The organism is Muribaculum gordoncarteri, assembly GCF_004803695.1.
Lineage (GTDB): Bacteria > Bacteroidota > Bacteroidia > Bacteroidales > Muribaculaceae > Muribaculum > Muribaculum gordoncarteri.
On the sequence record NZ_CP039393.1, the window covers coordinates 2,318,072 to 2,344,382 of the forward strand.

Genomic DNA, 26,311 nt, shown 5'->3' on the forward strand with positions numbered 1-26,311 from the left:
TGTGTTTTACTGTACTTGACGGCCGTCGAAGAAACGCACGATGCGGTCGGTCTGCTTGGCCTGCTCCTCGTTGTGGGTCACCATGACGATTGTGCGCTTGTCCTCCTTGTTGAGCTTGTGGAGCAGCTCCATCACCTCGGCACCCATCTTAGAGTCAAGGTTACCGGTGGGCTCGTCGGCAAGGATTATCTCGGGATTTCCCACGATGGCACGCGCAATTGCCACGCGCTGGCACTGACCTCCCGAAAGCTGAGTGGGCATGTGACGCATGCGATGGCTAAGTCCCACGCGTTCAAGCACCTCGCGGGCCATGCGGTTGCGGTCGCGAGCCGACATTTTACGATAAAGCAGCGGCAGCTCCACATTATCAATTACGTTGAGCGAGTTGATGAGGTGGAAGCTCTGGAACACAAAGCCCAACTCCTTGTTGCGGAATGCTGCAAGCTGCTTATCCTTCATGTCCTTTACCAAAGTGCCGTCGATTTCAACGGTTCCGCTTGTGGGCGAGTCGAGAAGACCCACGATATTGAGGAGTGTCGACTTTCCGCAACCCGACGGGCCCATGATGCTGAGAAATTCACCTTTAGGCACTTCTATGTTTACGTTTTCCAGTGCAAGAGTTTCGATTTCGTTTGTGCGGTAGATCTTGTTGATTCCGCTAAGCTTGATTATTGACATAATTTTATTGGTTTTTATTGGTTTTTATTGGTTTTTGTTTATTTCTTGATTTTTATTGATTTTGAGTTTATTCGTCACGCAGTGCGTCAACCGGCTTTACACGGCTTATGCGACTTGCGGGAATCGATATGCCCACGGTCACGACAATCAGCAGCATCACGTAGACCACGAGCGACACCACGGTGAAGTGGATGCCGAAGTTGGAGGTCCATGACGGGTCGTAATCGTAGTAGTCGGCGATGTTGTGGGTATGGGCAAGTCCCTCGGCCAAGGCATATTGCAGGTAGAGGAAACATCCCACGACCCATGCGACAGTGGTGAGCAACCATCCTTCGCCGAGCATCATCTTCACGATATAGGAGGGAGTGGCTCCGAACGAGCGCATCACTCCGGCGTCCTCGGAACGCTTGCGGGTCTGCAACACAAATGTTCCCACTACCCCAAGACATAGGTTGACGAAAAAGAACACGGCAAGCATTGTTTTGAGGCGTATCGTATTTGTCCATCCCGCCGAATAGCAGGTTTCTTCAAGAATCTCCTCCTGAGCCTCGGCGTCACTCAGGTAGTAGTTGCCGGCTTTCAGCTCATCGGCATGATTCTCCTTCAGTTCACGAGCAAATTTACGCGAATCGACTCCCGGTTTCAGTCGCACCATGTAACCGCCACCAACATCCAACGGAAGTGCCTCTCTCGGCGAAAATATTGTAAGCGCAACCGACTGGAACGGGTCGGGACGCACATCCTCCACTACACCCGCCACCTTGAAGTCCCACTCGCCGGGCTGGAAATCCTCTATATTTTCATTAAGATAGTGCCCTATGGGATTTGGGACTGAAGGAAACATAAGCTTGGCGAGGCTCTCGGTAATTACACACTCACCTGGTGAGGCATAGCTCATTGTTGAAAGCTCCTCGGCCGACGGACTGCCCGGCAACGACTTGATGCCATGGGTAGTGAAATAGTTATCTCCGCGTGTGAATGAAATTGTGCGTGACATGATGTACACAGTGTCGACCTTGAATGAATTTGACGAATAGCTTGTACCGCCCAATCCGGTGTAGGTCTTGCGTGTCACGCTCTCTATCTGAGGATTGCTTTTGAGCCGATTGTAGATGCGCATAGCATTTTCGGCCAATGAAGCCGAGTCGGTCTGACTTTCGTCATAACCCGACATACCATAGGAGTAGGAGCCCATGCTTATATCGACAAGACGGTCGGTGTCATATCCGTAGGGAGTCGTCTTGACCACCACAGCCATTACAAGAGGGTCGATTATCACCCAAGCCACTACTGTCACGAGTATAAGCTCGGCAAGCAGCCATCCGTTACGCTTGCGACGGCTCCAAAGATTTTTTATTATAAGTTTAAACATAGCCTGTTATCTTTTTTCATACAGTGAAGTAACGATAGGCCGACGCATGGCTCGCCATGTGGGGATGAACGCCGACATAAGATTCAGCATAAGGCACAGCACAAGAGCTCCGCCGAATATCACGGGGCTGAAGAGCATTTCGCCCGACAGGTGCACATCGGTTACTGATGAACCCGGATTGTTTTCAAACAGCTTGAAAATCCACTCACGCTCAAGCGCCAGGACTATCCATGCGGCGGCGAGCCCTATGACTCCGCCGGCCACAGTCCACAAGAAATTCTCAAACAGCACCTGCTTCATCAAAATTCCGCTGCCTGCGCCGTAGGACTTGCGTATTCCCATCTCCGACATGCGGCTCTCCATTCGTCCGGCTATCATTCCGCTAAGATTGAGCGACGGAATCAACAGCAGCACAAGCAGTATTATTATATTGCGTCGTATTACACTGCTCCACGAGAAATCATCGGTAGGCGACTCCCTCAATGCCACTTCAAAGTGACTTGACGGCTGATTGTAGAGGTTTACTTCCACTGTGCCCCCCGATGTGTTGAATTTATGGGCAATTTCCTGCACTTCGCGTTTCAGTGCCTTGACTTGATCATCGTCCTTAACAGTCATGTAGACCAGGAAGTTTCCCATATTTGTCAACTGGCCGTTCATTCCCCAGCCCGAATCGTAACCGGGTAGACACATATAGGGATAGTAGATCTGCGAATAGCTCGCCGGAGTAAGGCGGCTCGCCTCCTTTACCACGCCTTTTACAACAAATTCCTGTATGCTGATCTTGAATGTGCGTCCTGTAACACCCTCATCGGTGCCAAACAGCTGTCGGGCGACCCGGTCGGTTATCACGGCTACAGGCAAATTCTGTTCCTCTTCGGTAAACGGTTTTCCCTCGACAAATTCAAGATTGAACACCTTGAAGAAATCGGGATCGACTCCCTTTGACGACATTCTCACACCCTCCTTATTATTATCGGTGTAGATGGTCATGCCGCCCAACGATGTCATAGCCGTTACATGCTCGACATTTTTGAGCGTGTAGAACCACTCCTTTACGGCATTATATCCGAGGCGTCCGCTCATCGAGCTGTAATTGGTCGTATCCCTGAATGTGACATATTCGATGCTGTAGGTGTTGGCTCGATTGTATTCGGGATAGATGGGGGCCATCTTCACAAAATATATCACTCCAAATATCATTGTAAGCGCAATGGCAAGAGCCACACCCGCAATGTAGAGCGAGGTGTACACGCTGTGCTGCCGGGCCTCGTTCCACGCCTGCTTACAAGCCTGAGTCCAGTTCATGATTATTTCAGTTTAAGTTTATTGGAGTTCTTGTAGTCGCTCATGTCGCTCACAACCACCTGATCGCCGGGTTCAAGGCCGCTCACCACTTCGACAAACTCAAAGTTGCTGTCGCCGAGGCGCACCTTGCGCTTTACAAGCTCATCACCGCCCGTCACTACAAAGAGGTCGTAATCGCCCTTGCCCATGTAATAGGAACCGTTGGCAATGCGCACCACATCCTCGATTACATCACACATCACATACACATCGGTCTTCAGTCCCGAACGGAGTCGCGCATGGCTGTCGTCGTCGAGCTGAATCGAGAATGCAATCACGCCGTTGCGCGACAGCGGAGTCACGTTGCTCACCGTTCCGTCGAGCTTCTCGCGGCCAATCTTCACGATGGCATGGCTGCCCACGCTTACACGGTCACCGTAGGAGTCGGCAATCTCGCCGTCAACCTTGAAGTGGCTGAGATCCGATATTATCGCAATCTGCTCACCGGCTCCGATCTGCTGTCCCACCTGGTTGTTGATGTAGGTGAGCGTGGCCTTGCGGGGCGACTGCACCTGAGCCTCGCTGAGGGTGCGGCGCATCTCGGCAAGATTCTTGTTGTGGATGTTCAGTTCAAGCTCCTTTACACGCAGGTCGGCGTCACGCACCTGACGCTCGTTTTCAAGCTGCTGGCGCAGCTGCTCAAGCTCAAGCTTACCGGTGTTGTAGGCCAGTTCGACCTGACGCACCTTGTCGCCTGTACCCGAGCCGAGGCTGTCGAGGTAACGCTCGTTGCGCAACTCCACCTCCATGCGGCTTACTGCCATGGCCTTTACCTTTACATTCATGGCGAGGTCGCTCAGGCGGGTGTTGTTGTTGAGCTTCATCTGTTCGATTTCGTACTGTTTCATCTGCGACTGGTCGAGCAGCTTGTTAAGCTCGGTTTCGGTGCTCTGAAGGTCGAGGCGGAGCAACGGTGTGCCCACATCCACGCTGTCGCCGGCCTTGCGGTAAACCTCGACGATGCGGGTGCTGATAGGCGAGTTTATGACCTCCTCAAATGCCGGAGCCACTTTACCCGAGGCACTTACGCTCGATTCGATTGTTCCACGGTCGACTGTAGCCAGCACAATGTCCTTTTTATTGACACTGCTGCGCATCAGCGACATAACCACAGCAATTACTACAACCACCGCACCAACTGCCACAGCATACTTGATGATTCGATTGCGGCGCTCTTTGTCGCGCACTTCTTTTGGAATTTCTCTGTCCATTATCGGTCTAAAATTAATATTCTGCAACATTATACTACATTAATCGTGCCAAAATTATAAACCGTTAACAATCAGCGATTTCACATTTTTAAGCGGTGTCCGATTCCGTACATCTGTCCGTTTTCGCACATCACGCCGTCACATCTCCGCGATTTTTATTAAATTTGTCGCTATAAACGACTGAACGATGGAAATAAAAATAGAGGACATTGTGCGTAACGCGGCCCCTGACCTGCAGGTGGTCACCATAGAGGCCAACGTGACCAACCACCCCACCACACCCAAGCTGAAAGAGGAATTTCTCGCGCTCGGGGAGGAGATAAAACGCCGTTACACAATGCCTGACATCAACAAGCGACCCGCAATAGCCGCCACCCGCGCAGCCTACAAGGCGCTCGGCAAGGAGCCCAACCGCTACCGCCCGTCGAGCGAGGCGTTGTGCCGGCGCATCGTAAAGGGCATGGAGCTATACTTCATCAGCGACCTCGTCGACCTGATAAACGTAGTGTCGGTGGCTTCGGGATATTCAATTGGCGGATTTGACGCCGACAAGATCGCAGGCGACACTCTGTCGCTCGGTGCCGGACGCGAGGGCGAGGATTTTGAAGCGATAGGACGCGGACAGCTCAACATTGCCTGCATGCCGGTCTATCGTGACGAGGTGGGAGGCGTAGGAACTCCCACAAGCGACAATGAACGCACCAAACTGTCTGACGACACCCGGCGTCTGCTGATGTGCATCAATGTCTACGGCGAGGAGATGCCGGTTGACGACACGGTGGCTCTCGCCACACGACTCCTTGAGGAGTACTGCAGCGCAACCGACATAAAGGTCACCACCTATCGATAAGTTATTTTTCCCTGAATTTAAGCAACAACATCGGCTGACGCGTGTCGCAACTGCGCTTGCGGAAGTGACGCACCATGTAGAAGTCATAGTCATCGGCATGCTCCGGAAGGAATGTGCGGGCGTCTTCTACACCTATAAGCAGATAACCCGAAGAGGGCTCGGCCGACTCGAAGGGCTTTATGCGGTCGCCGGTATAGTAGTTGGCCGTGAAGAAGCGTAACATGTCGGTCGACACGTGGGCGTAGACATCGCCCTCGGGCTGCAGCCTGTTTATCACCTCGGCTACCGGCTTGTCGCTCTTGGCGTTAAGTATTGCGGGCTGGTACACTCCGGCAAATGCCCAATAAATCGACACCGTGACGCCCATAGCCATGAGAGCCGATGATATCGCGCTCTGGCGGCGCAGTCGCCACAACACCACGATTCCCGCTATGGCCGACAACTCGACAAGAAGCCACTTGGCAAGCGACGCATACTGCTCAAGACCGGTAATCATCATGGCATTGTCGAGTGCGTGACGACCCTTCAGCACTCCGTAGGGGAACCATCCGCACTGAATCACCAGGAACACCAATGAAGCTACCAGCGCAATCGAAGCCATCACCCCGGCATAGATTTTCAACGCGCGGTGTCCCCGTTGTGCAAGATATGTTATGTAGTCGGCGATGAAGAGCGCGATAAAGGGATATATGGGAAGCAGGTAGACACTACGCTTGCTCTTGGGAATGCAGTAGAACACAAAGATGACGACAATGCACACGAGCGCAAACTTTCGTGCCGGCTCCATGGCCTTGAAGTCGCTCCACAAGCGTGACACACGGCTGCGGCGCAATCCATCCAACGCATTTATACGCCCCCACGGAATCAGCGACAACAGAATGAGCAGTGTATAGGGCACGTAACCCGTGATGACGGTGATGAAGTTGTACCACACGGGCTTCACATGCGAGTCGTAGCTCATCGTACCGGTGAATCGTCCGAAATTCTCCTCCATGGCGAGCCTCAGGAATTCGTCACCACCCTGGCGATAGGCCGCCACATACCACACGGCAGGCAACACAAGCGCGGCAAGTGCCGGCAGCAGAAGCTTGATGAAAGCCTTGCCGAAGTTCACGCCCTGAAGCAGCATGAACACACCCGCCACGGCACAGGGAAGCAACACTCCCACAGGCCCTTTGGTGAGCATGGCGCCGCTCATCATCAGCACGGCAAGCCACGGAAAACGCTTGAAACCGTTCTGCCAATATCCGTATAGCGAATAGAGCGCACCCACGATGAACATCGTAAGCAGCATGTCGACCCGGCAAGCAAAACCCGCTCTGTAAACCTCAAAGGCGGTGAGCGTGACAACCGAGCAAAGGAATGCACGCGACCAGCTGTAGTTACGGGCAAAAAAACGGTAGCTCCACAGTACGAGTACAATCAAGGCAAGCGCCGACGGCAGTCGCGAGGTGTATTCGGTCACGTGGCCTGCAAGGAGCGAGAACAACGCTATGCACCAGGCCATGAACGGCGGCTTGTAGGGAATTACGTCGCCGTTGCTCACCGGCAGAATCCAGTCGCCCGAATTGAGCATCGACACAGCCACGATGGCCTCACGCGGCTCACCCTTGGAGTTGAACATTGTTTCGCCGAGAAAAGGCAACAGGGTCGCGATGACAATCAACGCAACAAACCAGAACGCATTACGCGAATTGATATGCACTACAGGCAGCATGGTTGAAAATAATGTTTTAAGTGCAAATGTAGCAAATATTTTTGCTTTGTAGATGCCGAATTACTATATTTGCACAATATAAAACCCCTTAGATTACTTATATAATATGGCACAGAAACCTTTTGTATATCAGGAGCCATTCCCGATGTCGCCCGACACTACCGAGTACTATCACCTGACATCCGACTATGTCAAGGTTGAGAACTGGGGCGGTCACGAGATGCTCGTAGTCGACCCTGAAGCACTGCGTGTGCTTGCACGCCAGGCCACTCACGACAACTCATTCATGCTTCGTCGCGAGCACAACGCCATGGTGGCCAAGATTCTCAGCGACCCCGAAGCGAGCGAGAACGACAAGTTTGTGGCTCTCACCATGTTACGCAACGCCGAAATAGCATCAAAGGGACAGCTTCCCTTCTGCCAGGACACCGGTACGGCAATCGTAATCGGCAAGAAAGGCCAGAACGTTTACACCGGCGGCAACGACGAAGAGCAACTCTCGCACGGTGTATATGACACCTATACCGGCTGCAACCTGCGCTACTCGCAGAATGCTCCCCTGAACATGTATGACGAGGTGAACACCGGCTGCAACCTTCCGGCACAGATCGACCTCTATGCAGTGAACGGCAACGAATACAAATTCCTCTTCGTGGCAAAAGGCGGCGGCTCGGCCAACAAGACCTATCTCTATCAGGAAACCAAGGCCTTGCTTAATCCCAAGACTCTCGTTCCCTTCCTCGTGGAGAAGATGAAGTCGCTCGGAACAGCAGCATGTCCTCCCTACCATATCGCATTCGTAATCGGCGGTACATCGGCCGAAATGAACCTTGCCACAGTTAAGAAGGCTTCGGTAAAATACTACGACAACCTTCCCACCACGGGCAACGAATACGGTCGCGCATTCCGCGATGTAGAGCTTGAGCAGACACTGTTAAAAGAGGCACAGAAGATTGGCCTCGGCGCACAGTTTGGCGGCAAATACTTCGCTCACGACATCCGCGTCATCCGTCTTCCCCGTCACGGCGCATCATGCCCCGTGGGCCTCGGCGTAAGCTGCTCGGCCGACCGTAACGTGAAAGCCAAAATCAACAAGGACGGATTGTGGATCGAGAAACTCGACACCAATCCCGGCGAACTCATTCCCGCCGAACTTCGCAACCAGGGCGAAGGCGATGTAGTTAAAATCGACCTCAACCGCCCGATGCCCGAAATACTCGCCGAGCTCACCAAGTACCCCGTGTCGACACGCCTGTCGCTCAACGGTACAATCATCGTGGGCCGCGACATAGCTCACGCCAAGATCAAGGAGCGCCTCGACCGCGGAGAGCCCATGCCCGACTACCTGAAGGATCACCCCATCTACTACGCAGGTCCCGCCAAGACTCCGGCAGGAATGCCTTCAGGCTCATTCGGCCCCACTACGGCAGGACGAATGGACTCCTATGTCGACCAGTTCCAGGCTGCAGGCGGCTCGATGGTGATGATAGCCAAGGGTAACCGCAGCAAGCAGGTGACCGACGCATGTCACAAGCACGGAGGCTTCTATCTCGGAAGCATCGGCGGTCCCGCCGCAATCCTCGCTCACGACAGCATCAAGAAGGTAGAGTGCCTCGAATATCCCGAACTCGGCATGGAAGCCATCTGGAAAATCGAAGTGGAGAATTTCCCCGCATTCATCCTCGTCGATGACAAGGGCAACGACTTCTTCACCCAGATAGCCGAACGCTGCCAGGGCTGCCCGATAAGCAAGTAACCACCATTAACCTTATAACCGAAAGCGGCCTCATCGGAAACCAATCCGGCGAGGCCGCTTCATTAAATAATTATGGAAACCGAGATTTTCAAGGTGAGCACATCGACCTATATGCGCACGCTCATGACTATGTGGATTAAGCGCAACTGGTGGGCCATAGCTCTGCCGGTGGCGGCGTGCATAGCCTTGGCACTGACGGTCGATGTGAAATTTGTCTATGTGGCGCTGATGATGGTGTTTGTCGTCATACCGCCCATCATGATGATCGTCTACTTCTATCACGCACTGTCACCCGAGTCAAGAATGTCGATACTGTCGCACAAGCTGACGCTTGACGACAACGGAATAACGGTGACCTACGAGCCCATCGACGAGGACACTCCGGCTCCCCGCCCCGCTACACTTGCATGGAGCGAAATAAAGTGCGTCACCTACTCGCGCAACGCAATGGTGTACCGCCTCACATCGGGGCGTTACCGCATACTCTATCTGCCCTACACTTCGTTTGCTTCAAAGGAAGGGCTAAGACAATGGTCGGCTGCGGCGTCACGCCACCTCGCCGTCACTTCATAAACACAAGGTACACAGCAGCAATCAGCAGCAGGAAGGCCAATATGTGATTCCACCTGATCACCGTCCCTTCAAACATCAGCACGCTGAAAATCGTGAACACTACGAGCGTTATCGCCTCCTGCATCACTTTCAGCTGAATCAGCGAATAGGGACCGCCGTTACCGTCAAATCCCATGCGGTTGGCGGGAACCTGAAAACAATACTCGACCAGTGCGATGCCCCAGCTTATCAATATCACCGTATAAAGAGGCCAATTGGATGAAACTCCCGTTGATTGGAGCTTAAGATGCCCGTACCAGGCAAATGTCATGAATACATTGGCAACAATCAGAAATACAACAGTCAATATCGCCGCTTTCATCTCTTTATCTCTATTTTCTATTCAAAAGTTCTTTGTTAATTCTATAATTTTCAAGGCTCACCTGTCGGCACGAATCATTATAGTGACGGAGTGCCTCCACATTTATGTAATGGCTTCCGCTGCCGCGCGTAACGGGAAACACCTTGCACTTTCGTGCCACGACATCGTCACACAGCTTGCTGCGCCATGTCGAAGGTGACGGCTGCAGCTCCTCGGGCACATCGGCCACCGTCACCGGCAGCACGTAGGAGCATGGAGGATAACCCACCGCCGACCACATGACGGCACTCTCGGGACTCTCGCCCGGCAGTAGACCCTCGACCACGATCGACGCGCTCGACGAGTTGCGCGGAATGAAATCCTGGTCGATAATCCATTCCGGGTCGCCGGCAAGAGCGTCACATTTAAGCATCGAGTGATAAAAACTCCTCGACAGGACTTCGGTGAATGTCGCAGGCTCCACGCTTGCCGAAGTGACATACGGGCTGAGCAGATGACAAGCGTTGGCTTCGCGTATGTAACCGAATCCTGTGTCAGAAGCGCCCGAGCATGAATAGTTGGTGCGTACAAGCACACCGTCGGGAGCATCGGCAAGGTCATACTTCACATATCCGTCGTCGCAGGTTTCATAATAAGCGCCGGCACCCGACGCATCTATAGCTCCGAAATTGGCCTGCACACCCATTGGTCGTGACAAGGTGTCGAGAAGCATCTCAAAGTCGGCAAGGGAGCGACACTGCTTCAGCGCAAGCGTCATCACATAACCCTCGCGGTCACGATACACAGCCGTGTCGGGCACAAGGTTGTAGGATGCAGTATTCATGACTGCAAATCCTGCCGAGTTAAGTCCTATCCACGCTTCGGCAAGCAGCGAATCACCGGCATTGAACAGGGCCACGTAGTCCAGCTCGCCGGGGCGGGCAGCCACAACGCGCTGCACAAAGTTGTCCTCGGTTCCGGTGTCACGGTGTTTCCACAACATCGGTCGTCCGTTGGCCGTGACCTTGCCGCTGACTATTGCCGATGTACACGGCCATGCGCAATCAAGCGTGACAAAGCATATAATGATGAATAATAGTCGTTGCATCACGATAGATTAAGTTTACATCGCCACAAAGTTAGCAATACTTGACGAGTATATCCCATTTTTTTGTAACTTTACTTTTCAAACTTCAATAACCGCGCGACAACGATGCCATCCAAAGCCCGTCTATATGCCGAGGTGATACTGCCTCTGCCGCTCTTCGGAACCTTCACCTACAGCATTCCCACGACACTGGAGGGGAAAGCCGCAGTGGGACACCGCGTCATCGTGCCTTTCGGGCGGAAGAAGTATTACACCGGAATCATCGAGTCGATAACGCCGGTGGCTCCCGAGGAATTCGAGGTCAAGGACATATCATCGGTTCTCGACCCGTGGCCGGTGGTGAAGCATCCGCAGCTGAAACTGTGGGAATGGATTGCTGAATACTACCTTTGCACCGCCGGCGATGTCTACAAGGCTGCTGTTCCGGCCGGACTTAAGGTCGAGAGCGAAACATTCATCGAGCTGAATCCCGACTACGAGGAGATACCCGACGCCCGAATGACCGACCGCGAAGCTATAATAATGCAGTCGCTCGACCATAACGGCAAAATGACGCCCGCCGAGATAAGCAAGAAGACAGGACTCAACTCGATTGAATCGACCATATCGTCGATGGTAGAGCGTCGCATGCTTATAATAGCCGAAAAGCTGATTGAGCGTTACCGCCCGAAGAAAGAAACGCTGGTTCGACTGGCCGTCGACCGCAACGACAACGAGGCGATGCACAAGGTTTTCGATGCTGTCAAGGGTGCGAAGAAGCAAGAGATGATGCTCATTACCCTGCTCGACAACCTCAACAAGCGTCAGCAACAGCAATTGCCGCCCGAGGTTCCTCGGCAACATCTGCTTGAACAGAGCGGTTTGTCGCCGGCCATTCTTGCCGCACTCGCGTCGAAAGGCATCGTGGAGATTTTCACCCGCGAAATCAACCGCTTCAACTACACGGGAACCGAGCAGGGCGAACTCCCGAAACTGAGCGCACCACAGTCCGAGGCCCTCGACAGCATCCATCGGATGTTCATCGACAAGAATGTCACCCTACTCCATGGCGTGACATCGAGCGGCAAGACCGAGATATACATCCACCTGATCGACTACATCCTCAAGAAAGGCTCGCAGGCGTTATACCTCGTGCCCGAAATAGCACTTACCACACAGCTTACACGCCGCTTGCAGAAGGTATTCGGCAAACGAGTGATCATATACCACTCCAAGTTTTCCGACAACGAGCGCGTCGACATCTGGAAGCGTATGCTGCACGACCCGTCACCATGCGTTGTAATCGGTGCACGCTCATCGCTTTTCCTGCCGTTTTCAAGGCTCGGACTTGTCATCGTCGACGAGGAGCATGAGTCAAGCTACAAGCAATTCGACCCCGCGCCGCGATACAATGCGCGTGACTGCGCGATAGTCCTCGCTTCGATGCACGGAGCGAAAACACTGCTCGGAAGCGCAACCCCGGCCATCGAAACATATTACAAGGCTCTTAACGGCCGCTACGGACTTGTCACGCTAAGCGAGCGTTACGAAGGAGTGCAACTGCCTTTGATAGAGATTGTCGACCTCAACGATGAGCGACGACGCGGACGCATATCGGGCCCTATGAGCGCACGGCTGGCCATGATGTCACGCGAGGCCGTGAAAGGTGGCGAACAGGTAATCCTGTTTCACAACCGCCGAGGCTTCGCACCCGTAGTCGTGTGCAAGCAATGCGGTTACGTGCCCAAGTGCCAGAACTGCGATGTGTCGCTGACCTATCACCGCAAGGCCGGAGAGATGGTGTGTCACTATTGCGGCGCAACCTACAAGCTGCCTACAATATGCCCGGCGTGCAAGGAGCCTGCGATAGAGGTCTACGGCTACGGCACCGAGCGCATCGAGGAGATAGCCGAAAGCTCATTCCCCGGCGCACGCATAATGCGCATGGACCTCGACACAACGCGCAACAAGGACAGCTACCTCAATATAATAAATGACTTTTCGCTCGGTAAAGCCGACATACTGGTAGGCACACAGATGGTGACCAAGGGGCTCGACTTCGAGCGCGTGAGCCTTGTTGGAATCCTAAACGCCGACAACCTTATAAACTTTCCTGACTTCCGCGCATCGGAACGAGCCTTCAACATGCTTGAACAGGTGGCAGGGCGAGCCGGACGCCGCAACAAGCGCGGCCTTGTGATAGTACAGACATCGCAACCGGCCCACCCTATATTGTCCTACCTCCAAGCACACAACTACGAGGGATTCTACGAGCATGAACTTGAAGAGCGTAGGCGTTACGGCTATCCTCCGTTTACGCGCGTCATCAACATCTATCTGAAGCACCGTGACGAAGATCTGCTCATAAAGGCGGCGGCAGGTTACGCCGAAACACTCCGTCACCTCTTCGGTAATCGAATCCTCGGACCCGACGAACCGCACATCGCACGAATACAGTCACTCTATATACGCAAGATTATGCTCAAGGTTGAAATTCAGGCGTCGATGAGCAAAGTAAAGGCCATACTGCGCAGCGTTTATGAAGCGCAGATGGCCGATAAGTCGTTGAGGTCGTTGGTCGTGTACTACGATGTCGACCCTATGTAACGCACGTTATTGCTCTTCGCTGAACATCGGATCCCATGCGGGAAGCATGACGGGTTTCTGCTTCAGCAAAGCAAGCACATTCTCGGGAACATACTTCTTGTTCACCACAAGTCGGAACATGTATTCATTGAACCAGTCGTCGGTCATTATCAGGTGACCGTCATTGGCACCGGGACCCCAACTGTTCTCCACCATCCATTTACGCGGCTTTCCGTTTTCATCGAGATCCACGGCCATAAGCGTCATGGCATGTGACGATGCGCTTGAATGAGTGAGTATGCGTTGGCGCTTGTCCATGCCGAACTTAACGCCGAAGAGCGACTCATAGTCGAAATTATCGACATCGAGCAATCCGCGCTCACGGTCGATGAACTTACCCACATCACACGAAAAGTACATCATGGTGCTGTCCTTTATCGATGCAATAGCCATCTCCTTTATATCTTCAATCGGGAGGTTGACATAGGTCCAGTTCTTACCGTCGTAATTGTGTCGGTCGTAATCAATTTCATACACCTTATAATATTCGCGAGTGGGATCGTTCATGAGCATTACGTAATCATTTTTGAGGTCGTTACCTGCATATTCGGCATAGAACGACTGCGGTGTATAGGTGCGCGTGTCTATGATTTTGCCCGATTCATCCTTGCGTGTCCATGTAAATTCGGCCGGTGGTTCGCCGAGATTCAGCACTAACATTCGGTAAACCTCGCCAAGCATAGCCACCTTACGCTTCTCCACATCACCTTTTTTGGCACCGCCGGCAATCATGTCACGCAGCTCAAGACCGTCTTCCTTTAGGCGCAGACTTATGAGATTGCGCATCTTGCTCGTATTGGCTGCACTATAGGTGTCGACCATGACCTCGACCGGCACAACGCCATACTTCATTATGTTCTCGGAAATTCCGGTGTATTGCCCGCCGTCGCTCAACGGATTGGCAAACAACCAGTCGACGGTCTTGTCATCCATGGGTCGGTCGCTTGTGTCAATGACCCCCTGCAGGAAAAGATTGGCCTTTTCAAGCTGATCCCAGAAAAAGTTGTAGTTCTGCGACAATTCAAGCTTGGGTAGATTGTGCTGTGACATCATCTGCGCACGCAACACATTCAACCCGGTAAACAACCAGCAGCGACCCGACGAACGCTGATTTGTGATGCCTTTACTTTTCACGCGATGAGAAAAATTGGTGTCAAATCCGTTTTTATTGGCCGCATTCACCGCCAATTCGTCAATCCCGTTATTGGCTATTGCGTTATGAATAGCCTTGTCGGCCGACGAACCTTCATAGGCACTGCGTATCTCCGACATCATCTCGGGAGTAATCGCACCCTTAGGCGCCGAAGCCCATAAATTGATGCCTCCGGCTGCCAGAAGCATCATTATCAAAACTTTTCCATTCATATATATAACTGCATAATGTAATTGGCTATCGATTGTAGATGACCGCAGAGTGTCACCATTCGCAAATTTATAAAATAACCGTCAATAAAACCAAAATCAACACTTCTAAATACCCTCATTGCAGGCCTATAGGCCAATATATCTTTATGTCATTTGGTGTAGTGGATAAAAGTTACTATCTTTGTAACTGTTAAAAAAGACTTTTTTACTATCTGAAATGATGTTTCACACGCATCATATATGTGAAATCAATCAACAATTGTTGATTCTTGAATTATCGGAGTTTTGTAAATTGCGCTCCGATGGTTGTCTTGTGCGCTGCGAGAGCGGCTCACCTGATTGTAAACGATTAATTAATAGGCGTAATTTAACTTTTCGGAGATAAAAAATTCACTTAGCTAAGAACTATGGATTATTGGATACTCAATTCAACCATCGCATTTCTGCTTTGTATAACGTTTGCGGGATTCCTTATACCCCAGATTCTTCTAATTTCATTTCGTAGGAATCTCTTCGACGAACCCGATGAACGCAAAATCCATCACGGCACAGTTCCACGCCTCGGCGGAATAGCATTTACCCCGGTTATATGTTTCTCCATATCACTACTGCTGGGTATGAGCATTCTGTTTGGTGACGCACGGCTTCTTGGACTTATGACCTATAACTCACGGTCATTGGCATTCGGATTTTGCGCTCTTTTTCTTCTCTATGTAGTAGGCATGGCCGACGACCTGATTGGAATTCGCTATCGTGCAAAATTCGTGGTGCAGATAATCTGCTCCATCCTCGTCATAGCTGGCGGCCTTTGGGTACAGAACCTTTATGGATTGTTTGGCATCCATGAGATTCCTGATTGGGTGGGAATACCCCTTACAATCCTTATCATGGTCTATGTAATCAACTCAATAAACCTAATCGACGGTATCGACGGACTCGCATCAGGTCTTTCAGCGGCCGCTTTCATCACCTACGGCGTAATGTTCCATCTGATAGGCCGTCACGCCTATGCCATGCTGTCGTTTGCCTGCCTTGGAGTATTGGTCCCGTTCTTCTACTTCAACGTATTCGGTGACCCTTCTCGCCGCCAAAAAATTTTCATGGGCGACACGGGCAGTTTGACAATCGGCTTGCTTTTAGCATTTCTCGGACTCGAACTTATGTTGGTGTCACCCGACCGATACCCGGTATTCGGCAATAATCCGCTCATATTAGCGTTGTCGCCTCTCATCGTTCCCTGTTTCGATGTTACTCGAGTATTCATTCATCGAGTACGTAGTCACGGAAAACCATTCCTACCCGACAAAACCCACATTCACCACAAGTTACTTGCACTCGGGTTGCCCCAGCGTATTGCAATGGTAACAATAGTGGCAGTGGCACTTCTGTTTAACTGTGTCAACATCTTACTGTCACGCTACATCGACATAACCATACTCTTGCTTCTCGACATAATAGTGTGGACATTAGCCAATATAATATTGTCAAATCAAATAAAGAAACATAACGCAAAAAATAATAAATAACAATCTAAGAAATAGGTAATGAAAGGAAAAAACGCATTCTCTGCTGTACGTTTGCTCCCGCTGCTATTCGCCATTTTTCTGGCTATGCCACAATATGTGTCAGCAAAAATGACCGATGAGCAGGTAATTTCGTATGTAAAACAAGCTACAGCCCAAGGAAAATCCCAGCAGCAAATAGGAAAGGAATTGCTTGCCCGTGGAGTTACCTCGGATCAAGTTGAACGATTGAAAGCCCGTTTTGAGTCGGAGCAAGGCGCACAGACCACCAATTCGGCACAGGAGATAACAACTCGTGAACGCAAGACCACCGATCAGGAATCAGGTCCTCAAAGGAGAAGATCAGACATTCAAAAGCATGAATCAGGCACTCAAAGGAATGAAACAGGCGTTCAAAGAGGTGAATCAACCTACAATAGGAACATTTCGGAAGAATTACCTACCCCATACGATGAAATTGCCCTGGAAATCCAGGCAAACGAAAATAAACCTCGTTCGATTTTCGGTCACGAAGTGTTCAATAATCAAGCCCTCTCATTCGAGCCTAACGAAAACGTCGCAACACCCCGCAACTATCGACTCGGTCCCGGCGATGAAGTAGTTATCGACATTTGGGGAGCCAACGAAGACCATATACGACAGTCCATTTCGCCCGAAGGTAGCATAATGGTTTCGCAGATAGGCCCGGTATATCTAAGCGGAATGACAATTGAGGAAGCCGGCAATCACATCCGCTCCTCATTCCAGTCAAAATATGCAGGAATCGGCGGCGAACAGCCCGACTCTGAAATAGCCGTCACACTCGGTAACATCCGCACCATACAAGTAGACATAATGGGCGAAGTAGCCATACCGGGTACTTATCGTCTGTCACCATTCTCTACAGTGTTTCACGCTCTGTACAAATCGGGAGGCATCAATGACATAGGTTCAATGCGTAACATCCAGGTGCTTCGCGACGGTCGCCGCCTCGTAGGTGTGGATGTTTATGAGTACCTCTTTAACGGTAAGCAGACCGGAAACGTTCGTCTGCAGGAAGGCGATGTTATAATCGTTCCTCCCTACGAACAGCTCGTAACCATAAACGGAAATGTAAAACGACCGATGTCCTATGAAATGAAACCCGGTGAAACACTGGCCGAACTAATCGACTACGCCGGAGGATTTTCAGGTGACGCTTACACTGAACAGGTAAGACTATCTCGCCAAACAGGACGCGAAAACGAACTCTACAACATAGTAAACGGCGACTTTGCGTCATATAAACTTAACGACGGCGACCAAATCACAGTAGGAACGATTCTTGACCGTTTCGCCAACCGTGTTGAAATCAAGGGCGCCACATTCCGTCCCGGAATATACGCAATTGCTCCCGGACTCCGCACAATAAAGGATCTTATCAACAACGCCGACGGATTACTTGAGGATGCGTTCACCACACGCGCTATTTTATATCGCGAAGGTGACGACCTGTCGCTTGAAGTTCTTCCGCTCAACCTTGAAGCAATAATGTCGGGTAAGGCTCCCGATGTAACTCTTCGCCGTAACGATGTACTGTTGATTCCTTCAATTCAGGATTTGCAGGACCGTGGCGAACTGACAATCGCAGGACAAATAGCCAATCCCGGACAATATCCGTTTGCCGACAACATGACAGTCGAAGACCTCATCATCCAAGCCGGCGGTTTGTTGCGCGGAGCATCAACCGCACGAATTGATGTGTCACGCCGCTTAATTGATCCCGATACACTTGAACCTACAAGCCAGACTGCCGAAATATTCACCTTCGGAGTCAAGGACGGATTTGTTGTAGACGGAAAGCAGGATTTCATATTGCAACCCTACGACATAGTTGAGGTGCGCCGCAGCCCCGGTTATCAGACACAAAGAAGAGTATCGGTTGACGGAGAGGTGGTGTTTGACGGAAACTACACGCTTCAATCCAAAAATGAACGACTTAGCGATGTAATACGCCGTGCAGGAGGCATCACAGAATATGCATATCCCCGTGGAGCACGCTTGATGCGAAAGATGTCCGAAGATGAAGCTGCCGCCCGCGATGAGGCAATGCGACTCGCTATGCAAAGCCAAGGAGCCGATTCAATATCCGTTTCAAAGCTTCAGATGGGCAACACCTACAGCGTAGGTATAGAACTTGAAAAAGCACTCGCCATGCCGGGAAGCGACTATGATATCGTATTGAAAGAAGGCGACCAAATAATGGTGCCTGAACTTGTAAACACCGTGAAGATATCGGGTGATGTCATGTTACCCAACACGGTGGTGTTCCAAAAAGGCAAAAAGCTTAAACACTACATAGATCAAGCCGGTGGATACGGCTCGCGAGCACGCAAGAACAATGTGTTCATCGTATATATGAACGGAACAGTGGCTAAAGCCAAGGGAAGTACCCCCATCGAACCGGGATGCCAAATCATAGTTCCGTCCAAGACCGATAAAGAAGGCTTCAACTGGGCTCAATTCATAGGCCTCGCAACCTCATTTGCCTCACTCGGAACAATGGCGGCAACCATCTCTAACCTATTAAAATGATAGTATGACACAGCAAAACGACAATATCGACAATATGCCGAATCAAGAAGAGGAGATAGATCTTCTCGAACTTGCGCGCAAACTGTGGGACTCGCGACGAATGTTGATACGTTGGGGCATTGCCGGTGCGGTGATAGGACTAATCGTAGCATTCAGCATACCTCGAGAATACACGACTACAATAAAACTCGCTCCTGAAGCCAATGACGGCAAGGCCGCAAGCGGAGGACTCGGAGCCCTCGCCTCAATGGCCGGAATATCCATGGGCACCGGAGGCGGAGCCGATGCCGTGTATCCTCAACTGTATCCCGATGTCGTAAGCTCGGTGCCCTTTGTCGTAGGTTTGTTTGATGTAAACCTTGTTGACAAGGAAGGTAACGCCACTACTGTGCGTCAATACCTTGAGGAAGATACTTCGGCTCCATGGTGGAGCGCAATAATGTCGCTTCCCGGAACTGTCATAGGCGGTGTAAAATCACTATTTACCTCCGATGACGAAGTCGCTGAGGGCGATTCTATAAATATTTTCCATCTTTCACCCAAGGAAAACGACATCGTTCTCGCTCTGAGCAGCCGAATCTCGGCAAACGTGGACACAAAGACTTCGGTCATCACCCTGTCGTCGACAATGCAGGATCCCGTAGTATCGGCAATGCTGGCCGACACCATAGCAATGCGACTCCGGGAGTATGTAACCGAATACCGCACCAACAAGGCCCGTCAGGACATGGAGTATGCCCAGAAGCTCAATGATGAGGCGCGCGACGAGTATTACAAGGCGCAACAACGCTATGCCGACTATACCGACAAGAACCAAGGATTGATTCTGCGGTCGGCACAGACTGAACGCGACCGCCTTCAGAACGAGTCATCGCTCGCATTCAACCTGTACAACCAGACTGCCCAGCAGCTTCAGATGGCCAAGGCAAAAGTACAGCAGACGACTCCCGTGTACACTGTTGTTCAGCCGGCCACAGTGCCTTTGCGCCCGTCAAAGCCCTCCAAGGTGCTAATTCTTGTGGGATTTGTATTCCTTGCAGTCGTGGCTGCATCAGCGTGGATTCTATTCGGAAAGGATATGGTCAACTCATTCCGCAACAAAAAAGTCGAAGAGAAAGCAGAACCCGAACAATAGAATATTCTATTACACATAAAAACATCAGGGTCGCCAACATCACGTTGACGACCCTGACTTTTTATGTTAGAATCAATATATTATTGACGGCCTGATACATTCATTCCCTTGGCAATCTTTGCCACGAGGCCTTGAAGAACCTTACCCGGACCGAGTTCGATAAACTCGTCAGCTCCGTCAGCTACCATGTTCTGAACAGTCTGAGTCCAACGAACGGGAGCGGTGAGCTGGGCAACAAGGTTAGCCTTGATTTCAGCGGGGTCGGTGTGAGGCTTAGCGTCCACATTCTGATATACGGGACAAGTGGGAGTGTGAACAGGAGTACGTTCGATAGCCTCGGCGAGTTCGGCACGAGCCGGTTCCATACAGGGGCTGTGGAAAGCGCCACCCACCTTAAGCTTCAAAGCACGCTTAGCTCCGGCTGCAAGAGCCTTTTCGCAAGCTGCATCGATAGCAGGTTCTTCACCTGATATTACAAGCTGTCCGGGGCAGTTGTAGTTGGCACATACAACAACACCGTCAACCGATGCGCATATCTCCTCAACAGTTTCATCGGGCAGAGCCAGTACGGCTGCCATTGTCGACGGCTTCATTTCACAAGCCTTCTGCATAGCCTGAGCACGTGCGCTCACGAGCTTAAGTCCGTCCTCGAAGCTGAGGGCTCCGGCTGCTACAAGAGCCGAGAACTCACCAAGCGAATGGCCGGCAGCCATGTCGGGCTTCATCTCATTCTCAAGAGTCTTGGCGAGAATAACCGAATGGAGGAATATTGCAGGTTGAGTCACCTTAGTCTGGCGAAGATCTTCATCGGTACCGTTAAACATCAAGTCGGTGATGCGGAATCCAAGAATGTCATTAGCTTTTTCAAACATTTCACGGGCTACGGGATTGTTATCGTAGAGGTCCTTGCCCATACCTACGAACTGCGCACCCTGACCGGGGAATACAAATGCCTTCATAATGTCTATGTGATTGGTAAATTGTTAAATAAGGCTACAAAATTACGTATTTTTCCTCAATTACGAAGCCATTTAGGGCTAAATTCGTATCTTTACATCCATAAACTCCACATTTTAACCTCAATAGATTGACCAATGACTAATATAGTGAACATGATTCCACTGCTTTTCGGCAATATAGGCATGGGCGAAGTAATAATAATCGTATTCGTAGTGCTGCTTCTTTTCGGCGGCAGAAAGATTCCCGAACTTATGCGAGGACTCGGAAAAGGAGTGAGCAGCTTTAAGAAAGGGATGAACGAAATCCAGGATGAAATAACCAAGCCCGCAAACAATACCGAAGCAAAGGATGCCGACAACCGATAATACGGTAAGTTCATCGACAGCCAACGACAAGGAGCAACTCGTCGAGATGACATTTTGGGATCATCTCGATGCGATGCGTAGCGTCCTTTTGCGTGCGGCCATTGTCGTGACGGTGCTCTCGGTCGGATTCTTTACCGTAATGCCCGACCTGTTTGACCGGGTGATACTTGCGCCATGTCGAGGCGACTTCGTTCTATACCGGTTGTTCAACTCCATCACCCGATTGAGCGAATGGCTTCCCGATTTCTCGACCGACGACTTCCATGTGGAGCTCATTAACATCCAGCTCGCATCGCAGTTTTTCATACACATATCAACCTCATTCTGGCTGGCACTTGTATTTTCCTGCCCGATAATCCTGTATCTGCTGTGGGGATTCATAAGCCCAGCCCTATATTCAACCGAGCGTCGTAGCGTTCAAGCGGCTTTTGTAGCCGGCAACCTGATGTTCTTTCTCGGAGTGGCGGTGGGATACTTCATCGTGTTTCCCGTTACGTTACGCTTTTTAGCCGAATATCAGGTAAGCGCGAGCGTACCCAACCAAATATCACTCGACTCCTATATGGACAACTTCCTTATGATGATATTTGTCATGGGACTTGTGTTTGAACTCCCCCTTTTAGCATGGCTGCTCGGCAAGCTCGGGCTTGTGACGCGTGACATGTTTCGCAACTACCGTCGCCATGCCATCGTGGTGTTGCTCGTTCTCGCCGCCCTGATTACACCCACCGGCGCTCCATTCACCCTGATGGTGGTGTTTTTGCCGCTATATCTGCTTTGGGAAATCGGAGCCATGGTAGTACCGTCGCGATGACGAACCATCAACGAAGCGTAAGCGTTTAGTATCTATAAACAATTACGTTTCAACTGTCATGGATAAAAACAGCGTCAATGTGGCCGACATGCCCCTGCGATGGGGTCATTTCAGAGTATTGATTGTAGCATCACTCGGCCAAACCATCGGACAAGGACTTGCAACTCTCGTGGGCATCATCATCCCCATGATGCAGCTCATGATGCATCCCGAACTCTCGGCGGGAATGCAGGGAATTCTCGGATGCACATCACTCATCGGACTTATGATAGGAGCAATCGTATTCGGTAAGCTAAGCGACCGTTACGGTTACCTGCTATTCTTCAGGCTATGCCCGTTGCTGATGATAGCAGCTTCGCTTGTGGCCTACTTCTATCACCAAATACCGGTGTTGCTCATTTGCCTGTTTGTAATGGGATTTGCCGTAGGCGGTGAATACAGCCTCGACTCCGACTACATATCGGAACTGATGCCCGACCGATGGAAACTCTTCATGGTGGGAACAGCCAAAGCCTCGGCATCGCTGGGTGGAGCCGTTGTAGCTACAGTGTGCTTCTTTCTTATCAAAGCATGGGACAAAGCCTCACCATGGCCCAACTTGCTTTTCATCATCACGGCCATAGCCGGACTCATGCTCCTGCTGCGAATACGTTTCGCACAAAGCCCCGGATGGCTGATGTCAAAAGGCATGACCGCCAAAGCCGAGCAGTCGGTAAAGTATTTTCTCGGCCCCGATGCAGTGATGACCGTTCCGCCTTCGACCGACAAAGCGTCACCCGACTCCGATGAATCAATGGGTGATTTCCTGAAACGTAACGCGAAAAAATTGGTGTTCAGCGGTGTGCCCTGGGCTTGTGAAGGACTTGGAGTATACGGCATAGGCATATTCCTTCCTATTCTCATAATGGCATTAGGAATCGACAATCTTCCTCCTCACGCTACCCAAATCAACCATATCGTTAATTCCGTGGAACTCACCATCTGGCTGAGCATAATAATGATGGTTGGATTCATGGCCGGACTACTGCTGCTCAACAAGCTCTACCAGGTAAGCATGCAGTCATGGGGATTCTTCCTATCGGCCGCAGGGTTGGCGCTTCTGCTCATAGCCTATAAGCTTCACTGGGCTTCATGGACAGCCATAACAGGATTCATGATCTTCGAGCTATTCCTTAACGCAGGCCCCCACCTCATCACATTCATACTTCCGGCACGAATATATCCTGTAGCCGACCGAGGCACCGGAGTGGGCGCATCGGCGGCAATAGGCAAAATGGGAGCAGTGGTCGGAGCTTTTTTCATTCCGGTTCTGCTGCGATGGGGCGGTTCGACGCTTGTGTTGCTCGTGTCGATTGCCGTAATGCTTATAGGCGGAATTATCACTGCGGTAATAGGCCCGCAGATACTCCCGAAGTCAAAGGTTACTCGCGATAATAAACCCTCTTGACACGCGATGACACCGAAGTGAGCACCTCGTAGGGAATCGTTCCGAGAACATCGGCAATCTCCATGACCGATATATTGTTTCCGAATATCTCGACCTGATCGCCTACGGCACACGACGCGTCGGTAACATCAATCATGCATATATCCATGCAGATGTTACCCACCGTGGGGCAGCGATGGCCGTTAATCCACACTGACATACGCCCGTTTCCGAGATGACGATCAAGGCCGTCGGCATATCCTATCGGTATAGTGGCGATGCGTGACTTGCGATGCAACACTCCCTTGCAGCTGTAGCCTATTGTGGTTCCGGCCTCCCACTCCTTTATCGATATGATGGCTGTGTGCATCGAACTTACCGGCTTCAAATCGCCCTGCGAACCGTCGGTCAGCGTGGGAATTCCGTAAAGGCATATACCAAGACGCACCATGTCATATTGATATTCGGGGAAACGTGTTATGCCGGTGGAGTTCAGGATGTGACGCAGTATGTGGTAGTCAAATGCTCCCTGCAGCTGCTCACAGCATCGGGCGAAGTACTCAAATTGTCCGCGTGTATAATCGTCAAGTTCAGGACAATCGGCGGCGGCAAGGTGGCTGAATACCGAGCGAGGCTTTATTACATTCTGGCTCTTAAGCACTCTTACAAGCTCAGTCATGTCACTCTCAAGAAATCCCAATCGGTGCATTCCGGTGTCAAGCTTTATGTGCACCGGATAATCGGTTATGCTGTAACGCCGTCCCTCACATATTATCTCGTTCAGAATGTCAAATGAATATATCTCCGGTTCAAGCCTGTAGTTGAACAGCGACTTGTAGTTGACAACTCGCGGATTGAGCACCATTATAGGCATCGTTATTCCCGCCTTCCTCAAATCTACTCCTTCATCGAGCACCGCCACGGCAAGATAAGCCGCACCCTGGCTCTGAAGCGTCTTTGCAAGCTCGTAGGAACCGGCACCATAACCCGAAGCCTTCACCATGGCGACGATTCCGGTCGCAGGACGCACCTGCGCACGGAAATTGTTGAAGTTATGCACCACCGCGTCAAGGTTGACCTCAAGCACCGTTTCATGCTGTCGCGCCTCAAGAATGTCGACAATCCTGTCAAACCTGAAGTCACCCGCTCCCTTTATCAGCACCAGCTCATGGTCGAAGTCACTCGTGGTAGTTTCGCTCAGGAACTCGTCGGTCGAACGATAAAACTTGGCGTCACCTCCGAAGCAGGATGCGTGACGCGATATTTCAGGACCGATGCCGATCACACGGTCGATGTGACGGTTCTGAAGCAGTTCGGCTATGCTGCGGTAGAGAGCGTCGGAGTTCATATCCTCATGCATGACATCGCTCAATATCACCGTCGATGTGCGGTCGGCGGTCATGCGTCGCCCCATAAAGGCCAATGCCGGATTCAGTGAGTGATAGTCGCTCGTATAGGCATCGCATATAAGCATGCAGTTGTTGACACCCTCCATGACATTGAGGCGTGTGCCAACGGGTGTGAGTCGTGACATTCGCTCGGCAATGACTTCATCCGACACTCCCAGCAGGCTCATCACGGCTATGCAATGTATCGCATTCTCGATATCGCTGTCGGCCGTAAACGGAATCGTCACCGAATTCGATCGGTTGTCATATACATAGTCTATCACAGTCGATCCGTCACCCTTTTCAACGTGCTTGACATAGAGTCGGCAACCGCTGTCCTTGAACGACCAGGCACAACGCTCCTTGTCGCCAAACTCCTCGTCCATCACCTTTTTCACAAGCGGGTCGTCGTCACAGTATATCAATCGGTCGCAATCGACAAAGAGGCCGGCCTTCTCCCGGCACTTCTCCAGCATCGACTCAAACCCCTCGGCATGCTCGCCGCCCACATTAGTCAAAATTCCTATGGTGGGCTTTATCATACGCTGCAGCGACTGCATCTCGCCCGGCATCGATATACCGGCCTCGAATATGCCAAGGTCTATATCATCATTCATCTCCCACACCGACAGCGGAACACCTATCTGACTGTTAAAGCTGCGGGGGCTGCGCACTATGCGGAAATCGCTCTGCAGCAGCTGATAGAGCCACTCCTTTATGGTAGTCTTGCCACGGCTTCCCGTGATGCCGATAACGGGCACATCAAACCTGTCACGGTGACGGCAGGCAATCGTCTGTAACGCACTCTTGACATCGTCCACCACAAGGAAGTTGACATCGGCAGCATCCTTAAGCGAATCGGGCACCCTCTCGACCACAAAGTTGCGCACGCCCTTGCCGTAAAGCTCCTCGATGTAACGATGTCCGTCGTTATTGCTCGTGCGCAGCGCGAAGAACAACGATTCCGAAGGATATATGAGCGAACGCGAGTCGGTCAGCAACAAAGACACTTCATAATCGGGACATGACACTCTATCGATGCCAAGTTCGGCCGATATCCGTGATATAGAATATTTCATATTGTTTCGTAACGTTTATAAGACCGACAAAGGTACTTGATTTTAGCAATATGTCAAAACAATTGGAGCCGTTAACACATTAAAAAAAGTCCCTGACCCGAAGGTCAAGGACTTTATAATCGTTTT

General features: G+C 51.2%; 20 protein-coding genes. 10 read left to right on the top strand and 10 right to left on the bottom strand.

The window, feature by feature from the left end; genetic code table 11:
• Positions 1–6: 6 nt before the first annotated feature.
• The 4 genes from E7746_RS10320 to E7746_RS10335 all read right to left on the bottom strand — a co-directional run bounded on the left by E7746_RS10320 (position 7) and on the right by E7746_RS10335 (position 4,608).
• Entirely contained in the window at positions 7–672 is a 666-nt protein-coding gene (locus tag E7746_RS10320) for an ABC transporter ATP-binding protein (protein ID WP_135946856.1), read from the bottom strand.
• Between the two features lie 73 nt (positions 673–745).
• On the bottom strand, positions 746–2,050 hold the full coding sequence (locus E7746_RS10325; protein ID WP_136410725.1) for an ABC transporter permease: 1,305 nt from the start codon (positions 2,048–2,050) through the stop codon (positions 746–748).
• Between the two features lie 6 nt (positions 2,051–2,056).
• On the bottom strand, positions 2,057–3,358 hold the full coding sequence (locus tag E7746_RS10330; protein ID WP_136410726.1) for an ABC transporter permease: 1,302 nt from the start codon (positions 3,356–3,358) through the stop codon (positions 2,057–2,059).
• Positions 3,359–3,360: 2 nt separating this feature from the next.
• Positions 3,361–4,608: an efflux RND transporter periplasmic adaptor subunit gene (locus tag E7746_RS10335; RefSeq protein WP_123395737.1), complete on the bottom strand. Its 1,248-nt coding sequence runs from the start codon at positions 4,606–4,608 to the stop codon at positions 3,361–3,363.
• 187 nt (positions 4,609–4,795) lie between these two features.
• Here E7746_RS10335 and E7746_RS10340 point away from each other — a divergent pair, with 187 nt between their 5' ends.
• Positions 4,796–5,458, top strand: a complete 663-nt coding sequence (locus tag E7746_RS10340; RefSeq protein ID WP_136410727.1) for a B3/B4 domain-containing protein — start codon at positions 4,796–4,798, stop codon at positions 5,456–5,458.
• Position 5,459: 1 nt separating this feature from the next.
• On the opposite strand, the gene E7746_RS10345 is transcribed toward E7746_RS10340, so the two are convergent.
• Entirely contained in the window at positions 5,460–7,175 is a 1,716-nt protein-coding gene (locus E7746_RS10345) for an ArnT family glycosyltransferase (RefSeq protein ID WP_136410728.1), read from the bottom strand.
• Positions 7,176–7,281: 106 nt separating this feature from the next.
• On the opposite strand from E7746_RS10345, the gene E7746_RS10350 reads away from it, so the two are divergent.
• Complete coding sequence (locus E7746_RS10350; protein WP_123395734.1) at positions 7,282–8,931, top strand: fumarate hydratase; 1,650 nt, start codon at positions 7,282–7,284, stop codon at positions 8,929–8,931.
• Between the two features lie 72 nt (positions 8,932–9,003).
• Positions 9,004–9,504 carry a hypothetical protein gene (locus E7746_RS10355; RefSeq protein WP_136410729.1) on the top strand — a complete coding sequence of 167 codons (501 nt, stop codon included), beginning with the start codon at positions 9,004–9,006 and terminating at the stop codon, positions 9,502–9,504.
• Here E7746_RS10355 and E7746_RS10360 read toward each other — a convergent pair.
• Positions 9,494–9,865 (bottom strand): DMT family protein, encoded by a 372-nt coding sequence (locus tag E7746_RS10360; protein WP_123395732.1) that lies wholly within the window; start codon positions 9,863–9,865, stop codon positions 9,494–9,496. The two genes, E7746_RS10355 and E7746_RS10360, sit on opposite strands and share 11 nt — an antisense overlap.
• A gap of 10 nt (positions 9,866–9,875) precedes the next feature.
• Positions 9,876–10,952 carry a C45 family peptidase gene (locus E7746_RS10365; protein WP_136410730.1) on the bottom strand — a complete coding sequence of 359 codons (1,077 nt, stop codon included), beginning with the start codon at positions 10,950–10,952 and terminating at the stop codon, positions 9,876–9,878.
• 105 nt (positions 10,953–11,057) lie between these two features.
• On the opposite strand from E7746_RS10365, the gene priA reads away from it, so the two are divergent.
• Positions 11,058–13,538 carry a replication restart helicase PriA gene (gene priA, locus E7746_RS10370; RefSeq protein WP_136410731.1) on the top strand — a complete coding sequence of 827 codons (2,481 nt, stop codon included), beginning with the start codon at positions 11,058–11,060 and terminating at the stop codon, positions 13,536–13,538.
• Between the two features lie 6 nt (positions 13,539–13,544).
• Here priA and E7746_RS10375 read toward each other — a convergent pair whose 3' ends face one another.
• Positions 13,545–14,942, bottom strand: a complete 1,398-nt coding sequence (locus E7746_RS10375) for a C1 family peptidase (RefSeq protein WP_123395729.1) — start codon at positions 14,940–14,942, stop codon at positions 13,545–13,547.
• A gap of 407 nt (positions 14,943–15,349) precedes the next feature.
• Between E7746_RS10375 and E7746_RS10380 the strand changes: the two genes are divergently transcribed.
• Genes E7746_RS10380 through E7746_RS10390 form a run of 3 tightly spaced genes read left to right on the top strand, consistent with a single transcriptional unit; the run spans position 15,350 to position 20,153 of the window.
• Positions 15,350–16,468, top strand: coding sequence for an MraY family glycosyltransferase (locus tag E7746_RS10380; protein ID WP_136410732.1), 1,119 nt, complete (start codon positions 15,350–15,352; stop codon positions 16,466–16,468).
• An 18-nt stretch (positions 16,469–16,486) separates the two neighbouring features.
• A complete protein-coding gene (locus E7746_RS10385) occupies positions 16,487–19,018 on the top strand; it encodes an SLBB domain-containing protein (protein WP_394347698.1) in 2,532 nt (843 codons plus the stop codon).
• A gap of 4 nt (positions 19,019–19,022) precedes the next feature.
• Positions 19,023–20,153, top strand: coding sequence for a Wzz/FepE/Etk N-terminal domain-containing protein (locus tag E7746_RS10390; protein WP_136410733.1), 1,131 nt, complete (start codon positions 19,023–19,025; stop codon positions 20,151–20,153).
• Positions 20,154–20,233: 80 nt separating this feature from the next.
• Here E7746_RS10390 and fabD read toward each other — a convergent pair whose 3' ends face one another.
• Positions 20,234–21,112 (bottom strand): ACP S-malonyltransferase, encoded by an 879-nt coding sequence (gene fabD / locus E7746_RS10395; protein WP_136410734.1) that lies wholly within the window; start codon positions 21,110–21,112, stop codon positions 20,234–20,236.
• A 135-nt stretch (positions 21,113–21,247) separates the two neighbouring features.
• Between fabD and E7746_RS10400 the strand changes: the two genes are divergently transcribed.
• Genes E7746_RS10400 through E7746_RS10410 form a run of 3 tightly spaced genes read left to right on the top strand, consistent with a single transcriptional unit; the run spans position 21,248 to position 23,739 of the window.
• Positions 21,248–21,478 carry a Sec-independent protein translocase subunit TatA/TatB gene (locus E7746_RS10400; protein ID WP_369698990.1) on the top strand — a complete coding sequence of 77 codons (231 nt, stop codon included), beginning with the start codon at positions 21,248–21,250 and terminating at the stop codon, positions 21,476–21,478.
• On the top strand, positions 21,462–22,292 hold the full coding sequence (gene tatC, locus E7746_RS10405; RefSeq protein WP_136410735.1) for a twin-arginine translocase subunit TatC: 831 nt from the start codon (positions 21,462–21,464) through the stop codon (positions 22,290–22,292). Before E7746_RS10400 ends, tatC begins: the two co-directional genes overlap by 17 nt.
• Before the next feature lie 58 nt (positions 22,293–22,350).
• Positions 22,351–23,739 (top strand): MFS transporter, encoded by a 1,389-nt coding sequence (locus E7746_RS10410; protein ID WP_136410736.1) that lies wholly within the window; start codon positions 22,351–22,353, stop codon positions 23,737–23,739.
• Here the strand turns inward: E7746_RS10410 and E7746_RS10415 are convergent.
• Positions 23,714–26,185 carry a bifunctional UDP-N-acetylmuramoyl-tripeptide:D-alanyl-D-alanine ligase/alanine racemase gene (locus tag E7746_RS10415; RefSeq protein WP_136410737.1) on the bottom strand — a complete coding sequence of 824 codons (2,472 nt, stop codon included), beginning with the start codon at positions 26,183–26,185 and terminating at the stop codon, positions 23,714–23,716. The two genes, E7746_RS10410 and E7746_RS10415, sit on opposite strands and share 26 nt — an antisense overlap.
• Positions 26,186–26,311: the final 126 nt, after the last annotated feature.

Coding starts and splice junctions, on each gene's coding strand:
- E7746_RS10350 (WP_123395734.1), top strand. CDS start 7,282: ATGGCACAGAAACCTTTTGTATATCAGGAGCCATTCCCGATGTCGCCC.
- E7746_RS10400 (WP_369698990.1), top strand. CDS start 21,248: ATGACTAATATAGTGAACATGATTCCACTGCTTTTCGGCAATATAGGC.
- E7746_RS10335 (WP_123395737.1), bottom strand. CDS start 4,608: ATGGACAGAGAAATTCCAAAAGAAGTGCGCGACAAAGAGCGCCGCAAT.
- E7746_RS10360 (WP_123395732.1), bottom strand. CDS start 9,865: ATGAAAGCGGCGATATTGACTGTTGTATTTCTGATTGTTGCCAATGTA.
- E7746_RS10340 (WP_136410727.1), top strand. CDS start 4,796: ATGGAAATAAAAATAGAGGACATTGTGCGTAACGCGGCCCCTGACCTG.
- E7746_RS10380 (WP_136410732.1), top strand. CDS start 15,350: ATGGATTATTGGATACTCAATTCAACCATCGCATTTCTGCTTTGTATA.
- E7746_RS10385 (WP_394347698.1), top strand. CDS start 16,487: ATGAAAGGAAAAAACGCATTCTCTGCTGTACGTTTGCTCCCGCTGCTA.
- tatC (WP_136410735.1), top strand. CDS start 21,462: ATGCCGACAACCGATAATACGGTAAGTTCATCGACAGCCAACGACAAG.
- E7746_RS10365 (WP_136410730.1), bottom strand. CDS start 10,952: ATGCAACGACTATTATTCATCATTATATGCTTTGTCACGCTTGATTGC.
- E7746_RS10345 (WP_136410728.1), bottom strand. CDS start 7,175: ATGCTGCCTGTAGTGCATATCAATTCGCGTAATGCGTTCTGGTTTGTT.
- E7746_RS10325 (WP_136410725.1), bottom strand. CDS start 2,050: ATGTTTAAACTTATAATAAAAAATCTTTGGAGCCGTCGCAAGCGTAAC.
- E7746_RS10410 (WP_136410736.1), top strand. CDS start 22,351: ATGGATAAAAACAGCGTCAATGTGGCCGACATGCCCCTGCGATGGGGT.
- E7746_RS10390 (WP_136410733.1), top strand. CDS start 19,023: ATGACACAGCAAAACGACAATATCGACAATATGCCGAATCAAGAAGAG.
- E7746_RS10355 (WP_136410729.1), top strand. CDS start 9,004: ATGGAAACCGAGATTTTCAAGGTGAGCACATCGACCTATATGCGCACG.
- priA (WP_136410731.1), top strand. CDS start 11,058: ATGCCATCCAAAGCCCGTCTATATGCCGAGGTGATACTGCCTCTGCCG.
- E7746_RS10415 (WP_136410737.1), bottom strand. CDS start 26,185: ATGAAATATTCTATATCACGGATATCGGCCGAACTTGGCATCGATAGA.
- E7746_RS10330 (WP_136410726.1), bottom strand. CDS start 3,358: ATGAACTGGACTCAGGCTTGTAAGCAGGCGTGGAACGAGGCCCGGCAG.
- fabD (WP_136410734.1), bottom strand. CDS start 21,112: ATGAAGGCATTTGTATTCCCCGGTCAGGGTGCGCAGTTCGTAGGTATG.
- E7746_RS10375 (WP_123395729.1), bottom strand. CDS start 14,942: ATGAATGGAAAAGTTTTGATAATGATGCTTCTGGCAGCCGGAGGCATC.